This is a genomic window from Amycolatopsis anabasis (assembly GCF_009765355.1).
Taxonomy (GTDB): Bacteria; Actinomycetota; Actinomycetes; order Mycobacteriales; family Pseudonocardiaceae; genus Amycolatopsis; species Amycolatopsis anabasis.
Genome location: NZ_VTHK01000091.1, coordinates 1 through 17084, shown reverse-complemented (window position 1 = coordinate 17084; position 17084 = coordinate 1). Strand labels below are relative to the sequence as shown.

The 17084-nt window shown below is 72.4% G+C and carries 15 protein-coding genes; 11 read left to right on the top strand and 4 right to left on the bottom strand.

The window, feature by feature from the left end:
• Positions 1-49 precede the first annotated feature (49 nt).
• From FXO23_RS47865 to FXO23_RS47855, 3 genes are read right to left on the bottom strand one after another with little or no spacing between them, the layout of a single operon-like run.
• Positions 50-949, bottom strand: coding sequence for a glycosyltransferase family 2 protein (locus tag FXO23_RS47865; protein WP_158895401.1), 900 nt, complete (start codon positions 947-949; stop codon positions 50-52).
• On the bottom strand, positions 946-1806 hold the full coding sequence (locus FXO23_RS47860) for a glycosyltransferase family 2 protein (RefSeq protein WP_158895399.1): 861 nt from the start codon (positions 1804-1806) through the stop codon (positions 946-948). Before FXO23_RS47860 ends, FXO23_RS47865 begins: the two co-directional genes overlap by 4 nt.
• Positions 1803-2618 (bottom strand): polysaccharide pyruvyl transferase family protein, encoded by an 816-nt coding sequence (locus FXO23_RS47855; RefSeq protein WP_158895397.1) that lies wholly within the window; start codon positions 2616-2618, stop codon positions 1803-1805. Before FXO23_RS47855 ends, FXO23_RS47860 begins: the two co-directional genes overlap by 4 nt.
• Positions 2619-2693: 75 nt before the next feature.
• Here FXO23_RS47855 and FXO23_RS47850 point away from each other — a divergent pair, with 75 nt between their 5' ends.
• The 9 genes from FXO23_RS47850 (at position 2694) to FXO23_RS47810 (ending at position 12731) form a co-directional block, all read left to right on the top strand.
• Positions 2694-3671, top strand: a complete 978-nt coding sequence (locus FXO23_RS47850; protein WP_158895395.1) for a UDP-glucuronic acid decarboxylase family protein — start codon at positions 2694-2696, stop codon at positions 3669-3671.
• Between the two features lie 104 nt (positions 3672-3775).
• Positions 3776-5398, top strand: coding sequence for a carbamoyltransferase family protein (locus FXO23_RS47845; protein ID WP_158895393.1), 1623 nt, complete (start codon positions 3776-3778; stop codon positions 5396-5398).
• A 4-nt stretch (positions 5399-5402) separates the two neighbouring features.
• Positions 5403-6884 carry an HAD-IIIA family hydrolase gene (locus FXO23_RS47840; protein ID WP_158895391.1) on the top strand — a complete coding sequence of 494 codons (1482 nt, stop codon included), beginning with the start codon at positions 5403-5405 and terminating at the stop codon, positions 6882-6884.
• Complete coding sequence (locus FXO23_RS47835; protein WP_179957078.1) at positions 6878-7891, top strand: glycosyltransferase family 9 protein; 1014 nt, start codon at positions 6878-6880, stop codon at positions 7889-7891. The genes FXO23_RS47840 and FXO23_RS47835 overlap by 7 nt, the downstream gene beginning before the upstream one ends.
• Complete coding sequence (locus tag FXO23_RS47830) at positions 7888-8451, top strand: D-sedoheptulose-7-phosphate isomerase (protein ID WP_158895389.1); 564 nt, start codon at positions 7888-7890, stop codon at positions 8449-8451. Before FXO23_RS47835 ends, FXO23_RS47830 begins: the two co-directional genes overlap by 4 nt.
• The gene (gene rfaE2 / locus FXO23_RS47825; protein WP_158895387.1) at positions 8448-9821 is read left to right on the top strand and encodes a D-glycero-beta-D-manno-heptose 1-phosphate adenylyltransferase; all 1374 of its coding nucleotides are present in this window, start codon (positions 8448-8450) and stop codon (positions 9819-9821) included. Before FXO23_RS47830 ends, rfaE2 begins: the two co-directional genes overlap by 4 nt.
• Positions 9822-9836: 15 nt before the next feature.
• Positions 9837-10523, top strand: a complete 687-nt coding sequence (locus FXO23_RS47820) for an SDR family oxidoreductase (RefSeq protein WP_158895385.1) — start codon at positions 9837-9839, stop codon at positions 10521-10523.
• Positions 10514-11461: a glycosyltransferase family 9 protein gene (locus tag FXO23_RS47815; protein ID WP_158895423.1), complete on the top strand. Its 948-nt coding sequence runs from the start codon at positions 10514-10516 to the stop codon at positions 11459-11461. The genes FXO23_RS47820 and FXO23_RS47815 overlap by 10 nt, the downstream gene beginning before the upstream one ends.
• Positions 11454-12731, top strand: coding sequence for a UDP-glucose dehydrogenase family protein (locus FXO23_RS47810; RefSeq protein ID WP_158895383.1), 1278 nt, complete (start codon positions 11454-11456; stop codon positions 12729-12731). The genes FXO23_RS47815 and FXO23_RS47810 overlap by 8 nt, the downstream gene beginning before the upstream one ends.
• On the opposite strand, the gene FXO23_RS47805 is transcribed toward FXO23_RS47810, so the two are convergent.
• A complete protein-coding gene (locus tag FXO23_RS47805) occupies positions 12710-13111 on the bottom strand; it encodes an STAS domain-containing protein (RefSeq protein ID WP_158895381.1) in 402 nt (133 codons plus the stop codon). The genes FXO23_RS47810 and FXO23_RS47805 overlap by 22 nt on opposite strands.
• A gap of 137 nt (positions 13112-13248) precedes the next feature.
• Here FXO23_RS47805 and FXO23_RS47800 point away from each other — a divergent pair, with 137 nt between their 5' ends.
• Together FXO23_RS47800 and FXO23_RS47795 are read left to right on the top strand one after the other, a co-directional pair.
• The gene (locus FXO23_RS47800; RefSeq protein ID WP_158895379.1) at positions 13249-14541 is read left to right on the top strand and encodes an ATP-grasp domain-containing protein; all 1293 of its coding nucleotides are present in this window, start codon (positions 13249-13251) and stop codon (positions 14539-14541) included.
• A 4-nt stretch (positions 14542-14545) separates the two neighbouring features.
• Positions 14546-16570, top strand: a complete 2025-nt coding sequence (locus FXO23_RS47795; RefSeq protein ID WP_158895377.1) for a CocE/NonD family hydrolase — start codon at positions 14546-14548, stop codon at positions 16568-16570.
• Positions 16571-17084 lie beyond the last annotated feature (514 nt).

The following is a 17084-nucleotide window of genomic DNA, read 5'->3' as shown; positions in this document are numbered from 1 at the left end:
CACTCACGACCCCGCACTCGGTTCCCCCGCAAGAAACGACACCCTGTCCTCAGTCGACGTACTGCCGGGCCGAGGTGCCCTCCCGCGCGGATTCCAGCGCGCGCAAACCTTCCTCCACCCAGCCGGGGACGACCCGGCGCTCGCGGGCGACCCAGCCGAGTCCGCGCACCGCCTCGGCCACGGCCGAGGCGGTCGCCCGGTCCGGGGGCGCACCGCGCAGCACGGCCAGGGTGCGGCGCACCGCGCTCACCACCGGCCGGCGCAACCACAGCACCCACAACGTGTTCCGGATGCCCAGTTGCCTCCGCCGCCGGGAATCCCGTTGTCGCGAGGGCGCGTGCCGGATGACCACGTCCTCCGCCCAGCACATCCACCACCCGGCCGCGGCCAGATCGAGCGCGAGCAGTTCCTCCTCACCACCCAGCCACAGCCGCGGCGAGAATCCGCCGGCTTCGCGGAAAGCGGTGACCCGGAACATGCTCAGCCCCGCCATCACCCCCAGCAACGCGGGCCCGGGCAACCAGTCCGGGCCCCGCACCGGCGATTCCCGCAGCTCGGGCGTGATCGGGTCCTCGGTCAGCCGCGGTTCGACCAGGCACTTGCCGGTCACCGAACCCAGCCCCGGGTGCTCGTCCAGCAGTTCGGCCGCCCGCCGCAGCGCGCCCGGTTCCCACCGCGTGTCGTCGTCGCAGAACGCCACGTACGGCGTCCGGACCCGCTCCACGGCGAGATTGCGGGCCACCGCGCCCAGGTTCTCCCCGGCCCGGATCAGTTCCACGTCCGGGAACAGCAGCCGGACGGCCGCCGCGGTCCCGTCCGTGGAGGCGTTGTCGACCACGATGACGGGTGCGGCGTCCGGTAACCCGGTCATCCAGCCCAACGTCGTCAGCAGTTCCTCGCGGCGGTTGTGGGTGATCACCACGACCGTCGCTCTCGATTCCCCGGTCAATGCCCGTGTCCCTTCTCCAGCAAGCGGACCTGGCGTTCGACGTCGCGGGGCAGCGGATCGCGGCCCGCCAGCGCGGCCGGTAGCCGCCGCAGCACGCCTGCCAGGGCGCGCCACGCGGCGAGCTCCCGGACGCCGTGGGGCAGGAGCCGCGCGGTCGTCCGCAGGGCCACTCCCGCTGGCCGCCGCAGCCAGGCGATCAGCGCGTTGTTGCGCAGTTCCAAGGTCCGCCGGCCCCGGTTTCCCGCCGCCCTGGGCGCCGGATCGTGGTGCGCGCAGACCTGGTCGTCGTAGCGCAGCTTCCAGCCGCGGGCCGCGAGATCGTAGGCCAGCAGCTTCTCCTCGGCCACGAAACGCAGCAGCGGGCTGAACCCGCCGACGTCCAGGTAGGCGTCCTTGCGGACCACCGCCGCGCACGCCAGGAAACCCAGCACGGACGGCAGCCCGTCTTCGGTCCCCAGTGGACTCTCCGCCAGCAGAGGTGTCACCGGATCGGGGCGGTGGTCCTCGCCCACCAATGGTTTCGCCACCACGACCGCGAGGTCCGGATGCGCGTCGAGGTCCTGTTCGGCGCGGGGCAGCGCACCGGGCGCCCACCACGAATCGTCGTCGCTGAACGCGACGTACGGCGTTTCCGCGCAGGCCACCCCGGCCGTGCGCGCCACCGCGCCCTCGTTGCGGGGTAAGGGAATCACGTCCACCTCGGGGAAGTCCCGGCGCACCAGCTCCACCGTCCCGTCCCGGGAGGCGTTGTCCACCACGACGACCGGCGGGCGCGGGCGCAACCGGGCCAACTGCTCGAGCGTGCGCGCCAGGAGCTCCCGCCGGTTCCGGGTCGCGATCACCACCGTGGTCCTCATCGCGGCCTCCGGTCGAGGCACCACCGCCACCAGCCGTCGAAAACCTCCCGGGCGCCGGGGCCGGTCGCTTCCTCGGCGCCGACGATCGCGGGCCACCGCCAGGCCGCGGCCTGCGCGGACACCTTCCCGCCGCCGGCCACCGGGTCCACCGCCAGTGCCGGGACCCCGGCCCGCAACGCCAGCACGAGCCCGTGCAGGCGGGTGGTCACCACCACGTCGAACCGGGCGAACAGGGCGAGCACCTGGTCCGGTGTGGAGCATTTCCGCCAGTCCCCGGTGTCCAGCCGGGTGTCGGCCTCGACGACCGCGCAGTCGAGCGAACCGAGCCAGTCCCGCAGCCGGTCGTGCACCTCGTCGTGGCGCCGCCGCTCGCCGTATTCCCGTTGCCCGGGCGCGAGGACCACCCCGGCCACCGGCGCCGGTTCGACCGGGGCGAAGGCCGCAAGGTCCACAGTGGACTCGAAATCCGGGGCGTCCCGGGGGTAGACCCGGTGGAATCCGGACACCGCGGGGTCGTGCCAGTCGAGCACCGAAACCCCGGTGGCGGTCCGGCGGCAGGCGGCGAACCGGCGGTGCAGCCAGCGCACCTGCTCCCCGTGCGCCGGGCCGCAGGTGAACACCAGATCGGTGTAGGCGGCGGGATCGGCGTCGTCCAGGCTCAGTTCGCCGGGCCGGAAACCCGGGCTCCACGCGAGATCGCAGGCGAACCCGGCGCCGGTCAGGGTGGACCGCACCACGCGCATGCTCAGCACGTCGCCGGCCGTCGCCTCCCCGTGCAGGAAACTCGGCCAGCCGGTCACCAGTACTCGCACGCTTGAGCAGGTACCCCGGGAGGCACCGTCTCAATCACGGAGTTTGCCCGGACTGGTCGCGGGTAGTCATTTCGCATGGCACAACACTTCGAGCGCGCGGTGGTCACCGGGGGAGCGGGCTTCGTCGGATCACACCTGTGTGCGCGGCTCCTGGAAGACGGGACCGAAGTGCTCTGTGCGGACAACCTGGCGACCGGCGTGCTGGACAACATCCGGCACCTGCTGTCCCACGAGCGCTTCCGGTTCCGGCAGGCCGATGTCACCACCGCGCTGACCGTGAAAGGCGGCGTGGACGCGGTGTTCCACCTGGCGTGCCCGGCCTCCCCGCGCGACTACCTGCGCCTGCCGATCGAGACGTTGCGGGTCGGGTCGCGGGGCACCGAGCACGCGCTCGACCTCGCCGACCGGAAGGGCGCCCGGTTCCTGCTCGCCTCCACCAGCGAGGTCTACGGCGATCCGCGGGAACACCCGCAGCGGGAAACCTATTGGGGGCACGTGAATCCGGTCGGCCCGCGCAGCGTCTACGACGAGGCGAAGCGGTACGCCGAGGCACTCACCTCCGCGTACCGCACCACGCGCGGCACCGACACCACCATCGCCCGGATCTTCAACACCTACGGCCCGCGGATGCGCAGCACCGACGGCCGCATGATCCCGACCTTCATCCACCAGGCGCTCGCCGGGGAACCGATCACCGTGACCGGCGACGGCGAGCAGACCCGCTCGGTCTGCTTCGTGGACGACACGGTCGCCGGCTTGCTGGCGCTCGCGCACGGCGATCATCCCGGGCCGGTGAACCTCGGGAACCCGCACGAGCGCACGGTCGGCGAACTCGCGCGCGAAATCCGCCGCCTCACCGGGAGTTCTTCGGAGATCCGGTACCTCCCCGCGCCCGTCGACGATCCGAAGCGCCGGTGCCCGGACATCTCGCTGGCGCGCGCCGAACTCGGTTGGCGGCCGCGCGTGTCCCTGGCGGACGGTCTCAACCGCACGATCGGCTGGTTCGCCACGGAAGCCACGTCCGGAGAGCCGCTTCGGAAAGTAGCCGAGTGAGCGGACGCGTCCGCGAATCGGCCCAGTTCGAGTTTGAGCGTCGCTTCGCCGGGTAGCGACATAGAGAGACCCCAGAAACGACCGAGAGGCTCGGAGGTGGCCAGGTGCGCATCCTGGGAATCAACGCGGTGTTCCACGACCCGGCCGCCGCCCTGATCGTGGACGGACGGACGGTCGCGGCGGCCGAGGAGGAGCGGTTCAGCCGCCGCAAGCACGGCAAACGGCCGGTGCCGTTCTCCGCGTGGGAACTGCCCGAGCGGTCGGCGCGCTGGTGCCTGGAGACCGCCGGGATCACCGAACGGGACCTGGACGCGGTGGCCTACTCGTACGACCCCGCCCTGGTCGACCACGACCTCGAGGGCCTGGATCCGGCCTGGGAGAAACTGCGCACCACCTACGCGCACCGGGCGCCGCAGTTCCTGAAGACCGTGCTGCCCGGCCTCGACCCGGCGAAGGTCCGGTTCGTCCGGCACCACGTGGCGCACGCGGCTTCGGCCGGACTGGCCGCGCCCTTCGGTGACGCGGCCGTGCTGGTCGCGGACGGGCGCGGCGAAAGCATTTCCTACCTCGCCGGGGAATACCGGGATGGCAAGCTGGTCGAACTGGCCACCCAGCGGTTGCCGCATTCGCTCGGCCTGCTGTACGAGGACCTCACCGAGCACCTCGGCTTCGCCCGATCGAGCGACGAGTACAAGGTCATGGCGCTCGCGTCCTACGGCGAACCGCGTTTCCTGCCCGAGTTCCGCGAGCACATCCGCCCGACCGGCGACGGCGGCTTCCACGTCAACGGGGTCGACTGGTCGCGTTACGCGACCCGCCGGGGACCGGAGGACGGCTGGGGCCCCGAGCACGCGGACCTCGCGTGCAGCGTGCAGCGGCGGATCGAGCAGGTGCTGCTGAGCCTGGCCCAGTGGCTGCACGCGCAGACCGGGCAGCGCCGGCTCACCCTGGCCGGGGGCACCGCGCTCAACTGCGTCGCCAACACCCGCCTGTTCGCCGAGGGACCGTTCGACGAGATCTGGGTGCAGCCCGCGGCCGGGGACGCCGGAACCGCGCTCGGCGCCGCGCTCCACCTCGCCGCCGAACTCGGCGAGACCTGCGCGCCGATGCCGGGCGCCGATCTCGGGCGCGGCTGGAGCGACGCGGAACTCCAGGCGTGGCTGGACAAGGTGAAACTGCCCTACGAACGCCCGGACGACCTGGCCGCCACGGTCGCCCAGGCACTGGCGGACGACCAGATCGTCGCGTGGTTCCAGGGCCGCGCCGAATTCGGGCCCCGCGCGCTCGGGCACCGCTCCCTGCTGGCGCATCCGGGCCGCCGGGAGAACCTGGAACGGCTCAACGACGTCAAGGGGCGCGAACAGTTCCGCCCGGTCGCCCCGATGGTGCTGGCCGACCGCGCCGCGGAGCTGTTCTCCCGCGGCCCGCTGCCCAGCCCGTACATGCTCTTCGTGCACGACGTGGCGCCCGCTTGGCGGGACCGCGTCCCGGCGGTGACGCATGTGGACGGCACCGCCCGCATCCAGACCGTCGACGCGGACGACGAACCGCTGCTCGCCGCGATGCTGCGCGAGTTCGAATCCCGGACTGGCCTGCCGACCGTGGTGAACACGAGCCTGAACACCGCGGGCCGCCCCATGGTCGACGATCCGCGCGACGCGCTCGAATGCTTCGGGTCCAGCCCGATCGACCTGCTGGCGATCGGCCCGTTCGTCGTGCGCAGGTGAACCGATGAACTACACCGTTGTCATCCCCACCACGGGCCGACCGGCGCTGCACACCTTGCTGCGCGCCCTCGGCGACGGCCGGGGACCCGCACCGGCCGAAGTCGTCGTGGTGGACGACCGCCCGGCCGGAGAACCGTTGACACTACCGGAAACCACGCTGAAAACCCGGGTGGTCCGCTCGGGCGGCCGGGGGCCCGCCGCCGCGCGGAACACCGGCTGGCGCCTCGCGGCGACCGAATGGATCGCCTTCCTCGACGACGACGTGCGCACCCCGGGCGACTGGCCCGCGCGGCTGCACGCCGACCTCAGCGCGCTCGACGACGACGTGGGCGCGTCCGAGGGACGCATCCACGTCCCGGCCCCGCACGGCCGCCGCCCGACCGACGACGAACGCGGCACCCAGGGGCTGGCGTCGGCCTGGTGGATCACCGCCGATATGGCCTACCGGCGCGCCGCGCTCGCCGCGGTCGGCGGCTTCGACGAACGGTTCCCGCGCGCCTACCGCGAGGACGCGGATCTCGCGCTGCGCGTCCGCGCGGCGGGATTCCGGATCCTGCCGGGCGAACGGGTCACCGTCCACCCGGCGCGCCGGGCGGATTTCTTCGCCAGCGTGCGCGCCCAGACCGGTAACGCGGACAACGCCTTGCTACGCCGTAAATTCGGGCGTGGCTGGCGGCGGCTCATCGGCGAGGGACCCGGCCGGTTGCGGCAGCACGCGCTGACCACCCTGGCCGCCGCCGTCGCGCTCGCGGCCGTGCCGTGGAACCGCCGGGTGGCCGCCGCGGCGGCCGGGTTGTGGACCGGGCTGACCGCCGAGTTCGCGCTGCGGCGCATCCTGCCCGGGCCGCGCACGCGGGACGAACTCGCGCGGATGGCGGTCACCAGCGCGCTGATCCCACCGGTCGCCTGCTGGCACCGCGCGGCCGGGGAGATCCGGGCGCGGCGCGGCGCGAACCCGCCCGTCGCCGTGCTGTTCGACCGCGACGACACCCTGATCGAAGACGTTCCGTACCTGTCCGACCCGGATCGGGTGCGCCCCGTGCCCGGCGCGCGGGAGGCGCTCGAACGCTTGCGCGCGGCCGGAATTCCGGTGGGCGTGGTGAGCAACCAGTCCGGGGTCGCCCGCGGGCTCATCACCCCGGACCAGCTCGCCGCGGTCACCGCGCGGGTCGAGGAACTGCTCGGCCCGTTCGGCACCTGGCAGGTCTGCGTTCATTCCGATGTGGACGGTTGCGTGTGCCGCAAACCCCGGCCCCACCTCGTGCGGCGCGCGGCGGAGGCGCTGGGGGTGCCCGTCCGACGCTGCGTGCTGATCGGCGACATCGGCTCGGACGTCGAAGCGGCCCGGAACGCCGGGGCCGAAGCGATCCTCGTCCCGACCGCGCGCACCCTGCCGGAGGAGGTCGCGGAGGCCCGGCGGCACGCGACCGTGGCCGCCGACCTCTCCGAAGCGGCCGAGTTCGCGCTGCGGAGAGTGCCGTGCTGAGCCGGATCCTGGTGGCGCGCCTGGACAACGTGGGTGACGTCCTGCTCGCCGGGCCGTGCGTCCGCGCGGTCGCCGCGCGGGCGGAATCGGTGGTGCTGCTGGCCGGTCCGCGCGGCCGCGCCGGGGCCGACCTGCTGCCCGGCGTGGACCGGGTGCTCGAATACCGCGCGCCCTGGATCGACCCGGAGCCGCCGCCGGTCACCCCGGAATCGCTGGCCGCCCTGCGCACCCGGCTTCGCGATCTGCGGCTGGACGGCGCGTTGATCCTCACCTCGTTCCACCAGTCCCCGCTGCCGCTCGCGCTCGTGCTGCGCGAGGCCGGGGTGCCGTGGATCGGCGCGATCAGCGAGGACTACCCGGGTTCGCTGCTGGATCTGCGGCACCGGGTGCCCGGTGATCCGCCGGAGCCCGAACGGGCGCTCTCCCTGGCGCGGGCGGCGGGTTTCCCGCTCCCGCCCGGGGACGACGGCCGCCTCGCGATCCGCCGGCCGCTGCCGGACACGACCGCGCTGACCGGCGAGGCCGGTTACGTGGTGGTGCATCCCGCGGCCTCGGCGCCCGCCCGCCAGCCCTCGCCCGGGCATTCGGCGGCGATCGTGCGCCACCTCGCCGCCGAGGGGCACCGCGTGGTGGTCACCGGGGCGCCGGGCGAACGCGCGCTCACCCGGCGGGTCGCCGGAGACCGGGCACTGGATCTGGGCGGGGCCACCGATCTGCGCGGCCTGGCGGGGATTCTCGACCGGGCGCGGGTGCTGGTCGCGCCGAACACCGGCCCCGCACATCTGGCCGCGGCGGTGGGCACCCCGGTCGTCTCGCTGTTCGCCCCGGTCGTACCCGCCGCCCGCTGGGCGCCCTACCGGGTTCCCGCCGTTCTGCTGGGCGATCAGCACGCGCCGTGCCGGGACACCCGGGCCCGGACCTGCCCGGTGCCGGGGCACCCCTGCCTCGACCGGGTCCGGCCCGGGGAGGTCGCGGACGCGGTCGCCGAACTAGGAGGTACAGCATGATCGAGGAGCATTTCGCCGCACTGCGCGGCGCACTCGGACGAACCGGCGCCGCCGCGCCGACGATCGACAGCTGGGGACGGCACCTGGCCGAGGTCCTCGGTTCCGGCGGCAGGCTGCTCGCCTGCGGCAACGGCGGCAGCGCGGCCGAGGCGCAGCACCTGACCGGGGAGCTGGTCGGCAAGTTCCGCCACGACCGGCAGCCGTTCTCCGCGATCGCCCTGCACGCCGACACCTCGGCCGGGACGGCGATCGTGAACGACTACGGCGAACACGAACTGTTCGCGCGGCAGGTCCGCGCACACGGGCGGCCGCGGGACGTCCTGGTCGGCCTGTCCACCAGCGGGCAGAGCCAGAACGTGTGCGCGGCCGCCAAGGTCGCCCGGGAGCAGGGCCTGACCACCTGGGCGATGACCGGGCCGCTGCCGAATCCGCTCGCGGCCGTCTGCGACGACGCGATCGCGGTGGAGGCGCCGAGCACCGCCACCGTGCAGGAGGTGCACCTGGCGATCGTGCACGCCCTGTGCGCCGTGCTCGACGAGACGCTGGGGGTTCCCGCATGACCGGGCCGCTCGTGGTGGTCGGGGACGCGTTGCTCGACGTCGACCTCGAAGGCAGCGCCGACCGCCTGTGCCCGGAGGCGCCGGTGCCGGTCGTGGACGTGGCGCGCGAATGGCAGCGCCCCGGCGGCGCCGGGCTGGCCGCGCGGCTCGCGGCCCGTTCGGTGTCCGAGGTGGTGCTGGTGACCGCCTTCGGCGACGACGAGGCGGGTGCGCGCCTCGGTGAACTGCTGCGCCGCGAGGTCGAGCCGATCACCTTGCCGCTGTCCGGGGAAACACCCCGCAAGACGCGGATCCGGGCCGGAGGGCATTCGGTGGCGCGGATCGATCGCGGTACCGGCCGGGCCGTCCACGGCGAACTGCCCGACCGGGTTCGCGCGGCCCTGCTCGGGGCCGGTGCGATCCTGGTGGCCGACTACGGCCGCGGGGTCGCCGCGCATCCGGACGTCCTGCGGCTGCTCGCCGCCCGCACCGCCGAGATCCCGGTGGTGTGGGATCCGCATCCGCGCGGGGCGCGGCCGGTGCCGGGCGCCCGGCTGGTCACGCCGAACGACGCCGAAGCCGCCCGGTTCGCCGGGACGCGGGGAGATCTCGGGGAACTGGCCGCCGTGCTGCGCGACCGGTGGGGGAGCAGTGGGGTCGCGGTCACCGCGGGCGACCGGGGCGCGGTTCTCGCCGGACCGGGTGCCGGAAAGCCCCGCGCCATCCCGGTGCCGGGCTCCTGCCGGATTCCCGCCGGGGCGATTCCGGACACCTGCGGCGCGGGTGACCGGTTCGCGAGCGCGGCCACCGCCGCCCTGTTCGAGGGCGGCGGCATCGGTGACGCGGTGGTCGCCGCGGTCGAGGCGGCGGCCCGGTTCGTGGCGGCCGGAGCGGCGGGTTCGCTTTCGGAGTGCCCGCGTCCCGCGCCGCGCCCGGTCACCTCGGGTTTCGAGCTCGCGGCCTGGATCCGGCGCCAGGGCGGGAAACTCGTGGCCACCGGCGGCTGTTTCGACCTGCTGCACCCCGGGCACGTCAGCCTGCTGCAACACGCGCGGTCGCTCGGGGACGCCCTGATCGTCTGCCTCAACTCGGACGATTCGGTGCGCCGCCGCAAGGGACCCGGCCGCCCGATCGTGTCCGAGGCCGACCGGGCCCGGCTGCTGCGCGCGCTCGAACCGGTCGACGCGGTGCTGGTCTTCGACGAGGCCACGCCCGCGCGCCTGCTCGACGAACTCGCCCCCGAGGTGTGGGTGAAGGGGGGCGACTACGTCGAAGCCGATCTGCCGGAAGCCGAAGTGGTGCGCCGCCACGGCGGCGAGGTCGTGCTGGTCCCGATGGTGGCGGGGTATTCCACCACCCGGCTGGTCACGGCCGCGCACGGAACCCGTTGACCCGAAAGGAGATTCATGAACTCGCCTGGCAATGTCCTGATCACCGGCGGCGCGTCCGGGCTGGGCGCCGCGACCGTCGAGGCGGTCCGCAAGGAAGGCGGGCGGCCCCTGGTGATCGACCGGGCCGCCCCGGAGATCGACGTGGACCACGTGCTCGCCGATCTGGCCGACACCGCGGCCACCGAACGCGCGGTCACCGAACTCGCCGAGACCGCGGGCGGGCTGGACGCGGTGTTCACCGCGGCCGGGGTCGACACGCCCGGCAAGCTGGACTCGCTGCCCGCCGAAACCTGGGAACGGGTGGTGCGGGTGAACCTGTTCGGCACCGCGGCGGTCGTGCGTGCCGCGCTGCCGTATCTGGAACGCTCCGGTGGCACGGTCGTCACCTGTTCCTCCACCCTCGGGATCAAGGCGGTCAGCGACGCCACCGCCTACTGCGCCTCGAAATGGGGTGTCGTCGGGTTCACCCGGGCACTGGCCGCGGAGACCGCGGGCCGGGTCGGGGTGACCATGCTGGTGCCCGGCGGAATGCACACGGCGTTCTTCGACGGCCGCGATGACCAGTACAAGCCGCCGCCGGACGCCAAGCTGAACCAGCCGGAGGACGTGGCGCAGACCGTGCTGTTCGCGCTGCGCCAGCCCGCCGGCTGCCAGGTGCGCGAGCTGGTGGTCTGCTGCTCGGAAGAGGCGTCCTGGCCGTGAACCGCGTCCTCGTGCTCCGCGCGCTCGGGCTCGGCGACCTGCTGGTCGCGGTGCCCGCGCTGCGCGCGTTGCGGTCCGCCTTCCCGCTCGCGCGGATCACGCTCGCCGCGCCGGAGCCGCTGCGCGATCTCGCCGAGCTCACCGGCGCGGTGGACGAACTGCTGCCCACCGCGGGCCTCGGTGCGCTGCACTGGCCGGGTCCCGCCCCGGATCTCGCGGTGAACCTGCACGGAAGCGGGCCGGAGAGCATCGCGGATCTGCTGGCCACCCGGCCGTGGCGACTGTGCACGCACCGCCATCCGGCCTTTCCCGACCTGCCCGGCCCGGCGTGGCAGGAGAACTCGCACGAAACCGACCGGTGGTGCCGGTTGCTGGACTACCACGGGATTCCCGCGGACCCCGGCGCCCTCGAGCTGTCCCGGCCGGACGTCCCGAGCCCGGCGCCGGGAGCGGTCGTGGTGCATCCGGGCGCCGCGTTCCCGGCCCGCCGCTGGCCGCCGGACCGCTACGCCGCGGTCGCGCGGGCCCTGGCCGAGGATGGCCACCGGGTGGTGGTGACCGGGACCGGCGCGGAAGCTGAACTGGCCGAACGGGTCGCCGCCGAAGCCGGGCTGGGCGCGGACGCGGTGCTCGCCGGGCGCACCGGCTTGGCCGAACTGGCCGCCCTCGTCGCCGATGCCGCGCTGCTGGTCTGCGGGGACACCGGGATCGGGCACGTCGCGACGGCGTACGGCACGCCGTCGGTATTGCTGTTCGGCCCCACCTCGCCGGGCCGCTGGGGCCCGCCGCCCGATCGGGACCGGCATGTCGTGCTGTGGGCCGGGCGGGTCGGCGATCCGTTCGCCGGGAGCCCGGACCCCGGGCTGCTGCGGATCGCGGTCCCGGACGTGCTCGAGGCCGTGCGACGGATGCGGATCAGGGGGTTGTGCCATGGGTAGCGAACTCGTCGGCGTGCTCGGCGTCGGGTATGTCGGGCTCACCACCGCGGCTTGCTTCGCGAGCCTCGGCCACCGGGTGGTGGCCGTGGACGTCGATCAATCCAAAGTGGACGAACTCGGCCGCGGGGTGGTGTCGATCGGCGAACCCGGCCTCGACGACATGGTCCGCGCGGGCCTGGCGGCGGGCCGGTTGCGGTTCACCACCGAACTCCGCGCGCTCGCCGACGCGGGAACCGTGCTGCTGTGCCTGCCGACGCCGATGGGGGAGGGCGGCGTCGCCGATCTCGGCGCGCTGAGCTCCGCGCTGGGGGAACTCGCGCCGATCCTGCGGCCCGGTTGCGTGCTGGTGACCAAGTCGACGGTGCCGGTCGGGACCGCCGAGCGGATTCCCGGGCTCCTCGGGCGCACGGACGTGCCGGTGGTGAGCAATCCCGAGTTCCTGCGCGAGGGCCATGCCGTCCACGACTTCCTGCATCCGGACCGGATCGTGCTCGGGTCCGCCGACCCGGACGCCCGGGACCGGGTGCGTGCCCTCTACGCGAGCCTCGACGCCCCGGTGGTGGTTACCGGCACCGCCAGCGCGGAGCTGGCGAAGTACGCCAGCAACGCTTTTCTCGCCCTGCGACTGTCCTATGTGAACGTTCTCGCCGAACTGTGCGAGAACCTCGGCGCGGACGTCACCGACGTGACCGCGACGATGGGCCTGGACCCGCGGATCGGCGCGGACTTCCTGGCGCCGGGGCCGGGATGGGGCGGTTCCTGCCTGCCCAAGGACACCAGCGCGCTGGCCTGCATCGCCGCCGAGTCCGGGGTGGACTTCGCCCTGCTGCGGGCGGCGGTGGACGCGAACGCGCACCAGCGCGAGCGGATCGTGCGGAAGGTCCGCCGGGCGGCCGGTGGTTCACTGGCCGGTGCGCGGATCGGCCTGCTCGGGCTCGCGTTCAAGGCGGGCACCGACGATCTGCGGCACTCGCCCGCACTGGAGATCGCCCGGGAACTGGCCCGGCGCGGGGCCGTGCTCACCGGCTACGACCCCGGTGTCCCGCCGTCGGCGCGGGTGGACCCGGTGCATCTGGTCGACGATCCCGTGCTGGTGGCCAAGGACGCGGCGGCCATCGTGCTGCTCACCGAATGGCCGGAGTTCCGCGACCTCGACTGGGCCCAGCTCGCCGAGGTCGCCGACCGGCGGGCGGTGGTGGACACCCGGAACCTGCTCGACCCGGACCAGCTGACCGGCCAGGGGTTCAGCTACACCCCGCTGGGCCGGTGACCGCGAACGGAGGCGCAGGCGGCGGCGACCGAGCCGTAGTAGCCGAGCGTGTCGGTCAAGCCGGTGAGCTCGAGGGGCCGGTGCACCGGCCGGGACCGGCCCACGACGCGGAACGGGACGCCGAGCGACTCGGCCCGCTCGTTGACCTGGACCAGGGTGTTGAGGCCGCTGCTGCTGAGGAACGTCACCTCGGTCAGATCCGCGACGAGGATCTCCGGCCGGGGCGGCCCGAGCGCGGCCTCGAGTTCGACGTGCCAGTCACGCACGGTGGCCACATCGATTTCGCCTGCCGCGTTGACCAGCACCACCCCGTGTTCCCGGCGCGCCACCTCCACGGTCAGCCTGGCGGGAACCGGTGTGGCGGCGTCACGGGCTTCCATCGGGCTCACCCTCCTCGCACTCCATCCGCCACGGCACCGACTCCTCGACGGTACGACGGCCGGCAGTTGATCACAAACCGGCGACGTTTAGCGGCCCGCTGAACGGGCATCTTCTGCGGGGATGACAAGGAGGCGTAGTGAGTGAACCGAACATCTTCGTGGTGGGGCTGGATGAGGCGAACGTGGAGACCCTGCGCGACATTCCGCACGCCGGCGAGTACCGGTTCCATCCGCTGCTGGGCGTGGACGAACTGCAGCGCGGTGAGATCCCGGTGGCCGACCTGATCACCAAGGCCACCGAGCAGCTGGACGCGTTCGACGGCACGATCGACGCGATCGTGGGGTACTGGGATTTCCCGGTGAGCACGATGGTGCCGATCCTGTGCGCGCGCTACGACCTGCGCAGCGCGAGCCTGGAGTCGGTGGTGAAGTGCGAGCACAAGTACTGGAGCCGCCTGGAACAGCGAAAGGTGCTCGACGAGCATCCCCGGTTCGCGCTCGTGGAGCTGGACGGGGAGCCGCGGAAACCGGACGGGTTGCGCTACCCGCTGTGGCTCAAACCGGTCAAGTCGTTCTCCTCGGAACTCGCGTTCAAGGTGCGCGACGACGAGGAGTTCCGGGCGGCCGTCGGCGAGATCCGGGACGGGATCACCCGGGTCGGCCGGCCCTTCGAATACATCCTCGACCAGCTCGAGCTGCCCCCGGAGATCGAGGAAGCGGGTGGGCAGGCATGCCTCGCGGAAGAGGCGTTGTCCGGGCAGCAGGCGGCTACCGAGGGGTACGTGTTCGACGGACAGGTCGTCGTCTACGGCGTGCTCGATTCGATCAACTACCCGGGCCGCTCCAGTTTCCTGCGCCACCAGTACCCGTCCCAGCTGCCCGAGGAGATGACGGACCGGCTGCGGGACCTGTCCGAGCGGGCGATCCGGCAGATCGGCTTGAACTGGACGACGTTCAGCATCGAATTCTTCTGCGACCCGGAGGCCGGTGAGGTCAATCTCCTGGAGATCAATCCGCGGCATTCGCAGTCCCACGCGGAGATGTTCGAGTACGTGGACGGTTTCCCGAACCACCACTGCGTGGTCAGCGTGGCGCTGGGCAAGGATCCGCGACTCCCGCACCGGCAGGGGGAGTACGGAATCGCCGCCAAGTGCTACTACCGGCGGTTCGCCGACGGCGTGGTGCGGCGGGTGCCGACCGGCGAGGAGATCGACCGGTTGCGGCGCGAACTGCCCGGCGTCAAGGTCGATGTGGTGCCCCGCGAAGGCGAGCGGCTCTCGGACATGCCCGCGCAGGACAGCTACAGCTACGAACTCGCCGACGTGTTCGTCGGGGCGAGCGACGAACCCGAGCTGATCGCCAAGTACGAACGCGCGGTGTCGGCCTTGCACTTCGAATTCGACGACACCGATGAGGAGGAAGAGGGGTGAGTCGATGCGGACGGTGACCTCGCTGCCGTACCCGATCACCGAGGAAGAACACGTCTGGATCCCGGTTTCCGACGGAACCCGGCTGGCCGCGCGGATCTGGCGGCCGGTGTCCTCGGGCGAGGAACCGGTGCCCGCCGTCCTCGAGTACATCCCGTACCGCAAACGCGACCTCACCGCGGAACGCGACTCGATCCACCACCCCTACCTGGCGGGGCACGGCTACGCGTGCGTCCGCGTCGACCTGCGCGGTACCGGCGAATCGGAGGGCGTGCTCACCGACGAGTACCTCGAACAGGAGCAACGCGACGCCGAGGACGTCCTCGACTGGATCGCGTCCCAGCCCTGGTGCGACGGCAAGACCGGGATGATGGGGATTTCCTGGGGTGGCTTCGCCGCACTCCAGGTCGCGGCCCGCAAACCGCCGAGCCTGCGGGCGATCGTGATCGCCTCGTTCACCGACGACCGGTACGCCGACGACATGCACTACATGGGCGGCTGCCTGCTGTCGGACAACCTCGCCGAGGCCGGCACGATGTTCGCCTACAGCACGTTGCCGCCGGATCCCGCGCTGGTCGGCGACAAGTGGCGGGAGATGTGGCTGGATCGCTTGGCGAACAGCGGTTTGTGGGCCCGGAACTGGCTCGGCCACCAGCGGCGCGACGACTACTGGCGGCACGCTTCGGTGTGCGAGAACTACCACGACGTACGGGTTCCGGTGTTCGCGTCGAGCGGCTGGGCCGACGGCTATTCGAACGCGGTTTCGCGCCTGCTGGCGAATCTGGACGTGCCCCGCAAGGGGTTGATCGGTCCCTGGTCGCACAAGTACCCGCACCTCGGCGAGCCCGGCCCGGCGATCGGCTACCTGCAGGAGGTCGTGCGCTGGTGGGACCACTGGCTCAAGGACGTGGACACCGGGATGCTGGACGAACCCATGCTGCGCACCTGGATGCAGGAGAGCGTACCGCCGTCCACCTCGTACGAGGAACGGCCGGGCCGCTGGGTCGGCGAGCCCGCCTGGCCGTCGCCGCACATCCGGCCCGCCGAACACCCGCTGGCCTGGCACCGCATCGCGCGGCCGGACGAGTCGGTGGAGGAACGGGAGCTGACCGTCGAATCGCCGCTTTCGGTGGGCCAGTTCGCCGGTAAGTGGGCCTCCTACAACGCGCCGCCCGATCTGCCCTACGACCAGCGCGAGGAGGACGGCGGTTCGCTGGTCTTCGACACCGACGACCTCACCGAACGCTGCGAGATCCTGGGCGCGCCCACGGTCGATCTGGAGGTGGCGGTCAACCGTCCGATCGCGATGATCGCCGCGCGACTGTCCGATGTGGCCCCCGACGGCCGGGCCACGCGGGTGACCTACGGGTTGCTCAACCTGACGCACCGCAACGGCCACGACGATCCGGAACCGCTGGAACCGGGCCGCCGCTACCGGGTCACCCTCGAGCTAAACGGCGTCGGGCAAGCCTTTCCCGCCGGGCACCGGATCCGGCTGTCACTGTCCACTTCGTACTGGCCGCTCGCCTGGCCGCCACCGGAACCGGTACGGTTGAGCGTGTTCACCGGAGCCAGCTCGCTGACCCTGCCGATCCGCCCGGTGGCCGAATCGGACGAGGTGACCCTGCGACCGTTCGGCGAACCGGAGGGAGCGCCGCCGATCACCACCACCTCGATCCGCCCGGGTGAGCAACGATGGCAGGTGTGCCGGGACCTCGTGGACTACGAGTCCGCACTGGAGATCGTCAAGGATTCCGGCGTCGTGCGGTTCGACGACATCGACCTCGAAGTAGGCCGCCGCGCGTACGAGCGGTACGCCTGGGTCGCCGAGGACTTCGAAACGGTACGCGGCGAAACGTCCTGGGCGATGACCTTCGCGCGCGGCGACTGGAACGTGCGCACGGTCACCCGGCAGGAACTGCGCTGCACGGCAACGGACTTGGTGCTGCACGCGGAACTGGACGGATACGAGGGCACCGAACGCGTGTTCTCCCGGAACTGGCACGAAGTCATCCCGCGCGACCTGCTCTGAAGATCCGCCAGCGAGCCCCGGCGATCCAGGCCAGGCCCGCCAGGGCGGCCCGGCGGGTCCGTAGTAGACGTAGCAGGCGATCTCGGTCGGGTCGGTGATCGAGCGCCGGGTCAACGACCAGTTGTCCCCACCCCGGCTGACCGGCGATGCGTACGGGATCCTGGCCCCCTGCATCCCGTCCAGCGACACCTCCGCGGCCTGCTCAGCCAGCGTCCACTCGTTGTCCCCTCCGCACCAGCGACCAGCCCGCGCAGGTACTCCGCGTTAGGGGCGATACATGCGCCCGATCCAGCTCACCCATCACAACACGATGATCTACCACACACCACCAAGTGCCGTTGCGGTATAAGGAGTTCTCAAGTGCGGGGTTCGTGGAGTGGTTCGGGTTGGCTGGTGTAGGTGCCGCCGGTGGGTGTGGTGATGGTGATGGTGCCGTTGGGTTGGGGTTGGAAGTTCCAGCCGGGTTGGTCTTTGAGGTAGTGGTGTTTTTCGCACCAGCCGCCGAGGTTGGTTT